General features: G+C 71.0%; 8 protein-coding genes. 1 reads left to right on the top strand and 7 read right to left on the bottom strand.

What is annotated here, in order from left to right; translation table 11 throughout:
• The 5 genes from FREUN1FDRAFT_RS37925 to FREUN1FDRAFT_RS37895 all read right to left on the bottom strand — a co-directional run.
• Window positions 1-294: hypothetical protein (locus FREUN1FDRAFT_RS37925; RefSeq protein WP_006545743.1), on the bottom strand; the 294-nt coding region annotated here is incomplete at its 3' end.
• Window positions 291-1157: a DUF2637 domain-containing protein gene (locus FREUN1FDRAFT_RS40555; RefSeq protein ID WP_006545742.1), complete on the bottom strand. Its 867-nt coding sequence runs from the start codon at window positions 1155-1157 to the stop codon at window positions 291-293. The genes FREUN1FDRAFT_RS40555 and FREUN1FDRAFT_RS37925, both read right to left, overlap by 4 nt.
• Window positions 1154-1357, bottom strand: a complete 204-nt coding sequence (locus FREUN1FDRAFT_RS45665) for a hypothetical protein (RefSeq protein ID WP_006545741.1) — start codon at window positions 1355-1357, stop codon at window positions 1154-1156. The genes FREUN1FDRAFT_RS40555 and FREUN1FDRAFT_RS45665 overlap by 4 nt, the downstream gene beginning before the upstream one ends.
• A gap of 261 nt (window positions 1358-1618) precedes the next feature.
• The gene (locus FREUN1FDRAFT_RS37900; RefSeq protein WP_006545740.1) at window positions 1619-1972 is read right to left on the bottom strand and encodes an Lsr2 family protein; all 354 of its coding nucleotides are present in this window, start codon (window positions 1970-1972) and stop codon (window positions 1619-1621) included.
• A gap of 477 nt (window positions 1973-2449) precedes the next feature.
• Window positions 2450-3394, bottom strand: coding sequence for an SPFH domain-containing protein (locus FREUN1FDRAFT_RS37895; RefSeq protein ID WP_006545739.1), 945 nt, complete (start codon window positions 3392-3394; stop codon window positions 2450-2452).
• A gap of 33 nt (window positions 3395-3427) precedes the next feature.
• Here FREUN1FDRAFT_RS37895 and FREUN1FDRAFT_RS40550 point away from each other — a divergent pair, with 33 nt between their 5' ends.
• Window positions 3428-3619, top strand: a complete 192-nt coding sequence (locus FREUN1FDRAFT_RS40550) for a hypothetical protein (RefSeq protein ID WP_157475814.1) — start codon at window positions 3428-3430, stop codon at window positions 3617-3619.
• 187 nt (window positions 3620-3806) lie between these two features.
• Here FREUN1FDRAFT_RS40550 and FREUN1FDRAFT_RS37885 read toward each other — a convergent pair whose 3' ends face one another.
• Both FREUN1FDRAFT_RS37885 and FREUN1FDRAFT_RS37880 read right to left on the bottom strand, forming a co-directional pair.
• Complete coding sequence (locus FREUN1FDRAFT_RS37885) at window positions 3807-4229, bottom strand: hypothetical protein (protein ID WP_006545737.1); 423 nt, start codon at window positions 4227-4229, stop codon at window positions 3807-3809.
• On the bottom strand, window positions 4229-4645 hold the full coding sequence (locus FREUN1FDRAFT_RS37880) for a hypothetical protein (RefSeq protein ID WP_006544681.1): 417 nt from the start codon (window positions 4643-4645) through the stop codon (window positions 4229-4231). The genes FREUN1FDRAFT_RS37885 and FREUN1FDRAFT_RS37880 overlap by 1 nt, the downstream gene beginning before the upstream one ends.
• Window positions 4646-4810 lie beyond the last annotated feature (165 nt).

Raw genomic sequence — 4810 nt, 5'->3', positions numbered from 1 at the left:
GCGCGCGGCGGCGGGTGGCGCCGGGGTCGCGCGCTCAGCGGGCCAGAGCACGCCGCGCAGCACGCCGACCGTGGCGGTGCGCGCCTGCCTGCGACGGTCCTCGCGCGTGGCCGTCCGCCACGCGCGCGCACCGGTACGCGCGCGTGACGCTCCCGCGCGCGCGGCTGCGCGGCTCGCCGGAAGACGGGAACGCCCCGCTGCGCGTCGCGCGCCGCGGGGCGTGTCCGGGTCGTTCGCCAGTCCCGCCAGCAGCCCGAGCAACAGCAGGAAACCGGCGACGGTGGCAAGGCTCATCCCCCTGTTCCCGTCCGCTCCCGGGGAATGCCGGTGATGAGCGCGCCCTCCGGGGTGACCGCCCACTCGCCGCTCGCGAGCTTGCTGATCCACGGGCGGAGCGTGGACTCGCCGATGCCGAACTCGCGGCCGAGCGCTCGGGACGAGATGTGCGCGTCGGGTGTGGCGAGAAGTTGGGCGATGTGGGCGCAGGCCTTCGCGCGCTGCGTGGCAGCGTCATCGAGGGTGCGCACCTGCGCGGCCCTGCGCGCGGTCGGCTCGACGCGCGGGATCGGCGCCGTGTGCGGGTCGTCGGCCACCTGCTCGGCCGGCTCGTCGCACGCGACGGCCGCGGGCTCGGGTGTGCGCGCGTCGACGTGCGCGGGCTGCGCGGCGGGGGCCTGCTCGTGCGCGGGCTCCTCGGTGGCCACGTCCGGCGCGGACGCCGGGGTTTCCTGCGCGGCCGGCTGGTGGTGCAGCAGCATCGCGTCAGCCACCGCGTACACCGTTGTCACATCCACGATCAGCGGGCCGAGCGGGGCGAGCACCGGGTTGATACCCACAGCGATCGCGAGCGCGTGGAGCCCGGCGAACGACAGGACGAAGGCCATCGCGAACACGAGCACAACCAGCGCCATGACAGTGGTTCGGGGCCACCCAGGCGGGGTGCGGCGAAGCACGCGGAGAAGTCCGTGGAGCGCGACGGCGGCGAGGGCTGGCGGGACGAGGGCGGCAACGGCAGCTGTGCGGTCGGAAACGTCGGGACCGTGAGCCGCGATCGCGTGGACCGCGTTCCCGGCCATGGAGAGCGCAAGGGTGCCGGTCACGACAGCCCACGGGTACGCCTGCTCCCGCCTCCGGACCGGGGCCAGGATGGCGCTCACGAGCTGATCCGGTGATTGGCGAGGAAGTCCCACGCTGGCTCGCCGATAGGAAGACCCAGCTCGACAAACGTGACGATCACGACGATGACGATCACGGACATGGCCGTCCGGAAATGGGTCATGCCGCCGCTGACCACACCCCAGACGAGAGTGAAGCCGCCAACGCCAACGATGACGCCGACCCAGTCGAGGCCGGTCACGGGGCACCCACTGGGCGGGAAACGGCAGCTCGCAGCACACCCAACCGGGCATGTTGAGCCGAGAAAACGGCATGATTGCGCATGGCGCGAGGTCCCTCCTTGTAGGGCTCTCCGCAAGTCGCCCGGGGAGGTGCTCGAACACCGACCCGGGCGGCGCCATTTCGGGCGCCTGCGGGCATAGTAACCCGGACGAATCCGGGGTCCGTACTTTCTGCGATCCGGCGCCCGCTGGAAACCAATCCGGGCGGGCGCCAGGGCAGGTTAGAGCGACGCCGCGCCCCGCTGGGCCTTGTTGTAGGCCTCGACGACGTCCTTGGACATCCTGCCCCGGTCGCTGACCTGGTAGCCGTTGGCTCGGGCCCAGTTGCGAATCCGGGTGATGTGCTCGTCGGCCCTGCGGGAAATCCCGCTGGCGGCAGGCTTGCCGTTGGCGGGCTTGCTGGTGGCGCGCCGGGCCTTCGAGACGAACGGGGCCAGCGCCTCGCGGAGCTTGGCGGCGTTCGCCGCGGTGACATCGATCTCGTACTGGGCGCCGTCCAGGCCGAACCGGACGGTTTCGTCGGCCGCCTCGCCGGTGATGTCGTCGATCAGCGAGATGACGGTCTTCTGGGCCACGGGTCCTCCGGGGATTGTCGGGCCGGCTCCTGGCCGGGTGAGCGACACCGTACACCGCAATTCGTGAAAGGTACTAATAACGAATTGCACCGCCACTCCCCCGCCCGGATGCGGGTGACGGTGGGTGATGTCCGCCGGATGTCCGGGCGGACATCCGAAGCGCTGGTAGCTCGCGTGCGCCTGCGCGATAGGCGGGTGGACGTCCGGATGTCCGGAGTCGGACATGGTGACCGTAAGTGATCGTCGGGAGGGGTTCGACGCGAGCGCAGATCGCAACGATCAGTGGGAGCGGGGCGTTCGGAAATAGCGCTGACGCTCGATTCCAGGGTGGCGGCCCGGCCCCCGCCAGAGCGGGCCGCCACGAAGAACGGTACGGCCGGCGGGGCGGGGACAGTGTGGTCTCACAGCCGCCTGTGGATAACGTGAAGCGGGCCCCTACCCGGTGTGGGTAGAGGCCCGCTTCGGCGTTTCCGGGGGCTACCGGGTGACGGCGAACTCCGCGCCGGCGCCCGGCCAGCAGGAGAACCCGGCGGGGAGCTGCTGGCCCTTGTCGACCGCGGCGCGGAGCAGGGTCATGCACTGGGAAACCAGGACGTTCGGGTCCTGCGACACGGAGGCCGAGAGCGTTTCGTTCGCCTTCGCCTCGGCCGCCGCGGTGGCCTCCCGCTGGGTGGCGATGCGGGTCTGGGCGACCTCACCCTGAAGGGCGTTGATGCGGTCCTGCGTCGTCTTGTCGAACGCGACGTGGGAGATCACGACAGACTGGACCTCGACTGGGGCACCGACCCGGGCGGAGAGGGCCTTGGTGACCTGCTTGGACAGGTTGTCGTAGCTGGGGACCGCGTCGCCGCCGAGCGGGTTGTAGGTGCTGAACACGTCGTTCATGGCGGCGCGGAGATCCCTCGTCACCAGGCTGGCACGGACGTTGTCGAAGCCGCGGTAGTCGACGAACAGGTCGTCGGCGCTGCCGGGGTTGATCCTCCAGCGGGCGGAGGCGGACACGTAGGCCGTGGACTGGCTCGCGGTGCGGACGACGATCTCGTTGCCCTCCCGGTCGCTGCCAGACGGCTCCGGGGCGTAGCTGTCAGTCTGGATCGCAGCGTCGAACGGGGTGACCTTCTGCCACGGCAGCTTGCCGTGGAGACCGTTGGAGAGCACGGTGCCGGTCGGTCGACCGAACGAGGTGACGATGCCGACCTTCTTCGTGCTCACCGACGTGACCGAGGACAGGACGGTGAACAGGACGGCGAGGCCTGCGAAGAGGACAGCGACGCCGAGGGCGGCGCGGGCACCCTCGCGGCGGAGGGTCTGCAGGTCGGTGTCAGTGGTGCTGGCCGCAGCCTTCCGGGTCAGGATGCTGGCGGTGAGGGGCAGGAGGGTGAGCACGGCGAAGACGATCGCCGTGACGAACAGCTTGGGCAACGATGCTCCCATTGAATCGAACGTGTGTTCTACTTGCGGGTTGTGACTCTCCTGCTGGACGGCGAGCTCCGTCTTTCGCTCGCCCGGTCCGCCCCGCCGGCCGTGGTGCTGCGGCGGGTAGCGGAGCTGATGGGCCGCTGCGAGGCGGTCTGGGTGGACCTCGCGGACGGCAGCCGTGGGCTGGTCGTCTGGGGTCGGGTCAAGACGTGTGAGGTCCTGCCGTGACGGCGGTCGTCTTCGTCGTCGATCCCGTTCCGCGGGTTCACGTCGGGCTCGCACTCCCACCCGTCGTCGTCCCACTCGGCGACCTGGCCGGCCAGGCACAGCGGCGGGGCCGGACGGGGAGACGGACGAGACGGGGTGGAGCCGCACCCTGCCGCCGCAACCACCAGGGCCACGGCAGCAGCAGAGGTCAGCCGTAGGTGGTAGCGAGCACCCATCCCGGGGCCTCCTTCGCGGTGAGGCCGAGCGTTGCCAGAGCGGCGATGACCGGGGCTGCGAGGTCGGCGGCCGGGCGGGCGAGCAGTTCGGCCGAGACGACGCTGTCTCCCCAGTCGATGGCGCTCACGAGGGTGCCGCGGGTATGGAGCAGCAGCGCCGTGAACTCGTAGCCGTAGGTGGTCAGTTCGACGGGGGCGGCGTCCGGGGTGTCGACGTCGTAGGCGGGCAGCAGCCGGTCCCAGATGGCTGCTTCGTCGCCGGCGGGCGCGTCATGGAGCCACTCCGGGAGAAGCCGCATCCCGTACTCACCCTCGGGGAGCACGAGCCCGTCAAAGCCGTCGTCGCCGCCGCCGAGAGCGACACCGAAGGCGAGGTACGCCGTTGGGCTGGCCATCAAACCTCTTCCGTGGTGGTGGGGTGGAGCGGGCTGGAGGAGACGAGCTGCACGGGCACCTCGTCTTCGTGGGGGCACGCGGCGCAGCCGGACGGGATGCCGTGCGCGCCGTTCTCGTGCATGCGGCAGACGTTGATCCGCCGGTCGTGGTCGTGGGTGCAGCGGAAATGAGCGGCGTGGGTCGCGCCCATCGCGCACTGGACTGGTTCGGGGCCAGCGAGGAGACCGGTGGCGAGCACGTCGCAGCGGGTCGCGCCGTCTTCCCGGCCGGAGCACCAGTGGCACAGCCGCGGGGAGCCCTGCGGGTCCGGGACGGGCAGACAGGACACGTCCGACTGCCGGCCGGTCGGGCACGGGTCGTCGGCGGTGCAGCCGCACACCCGGCAGGAGGGCGAGGCGGGGGCCGGGGCGGTCATGCGGAACCGAAGTCGAAGGACATGAAGCCGTCGTCGTCCTCGTTGTGGAAGAACCCGAGGGCGTCGAGCCGCTTCTTGTCTTCGTCGCTCACCGTGGAGTAAGCGACGCAGACATACAGCGTGTCGTGCGCGCAGAAGGTCGGCGAGGACGGGTTGCCGTACCGG

This window comes from Parafrankia sp. EUN1f (assembly GCF_000177675.1).
GTDB lineage: Bacteria > Actinomycetota > Actinomycetes > Frankiales > Frankiaceae > Parafrankia.
This window is presented reverse-complemented; position numbering and strand designations above follow the sequence as displayed.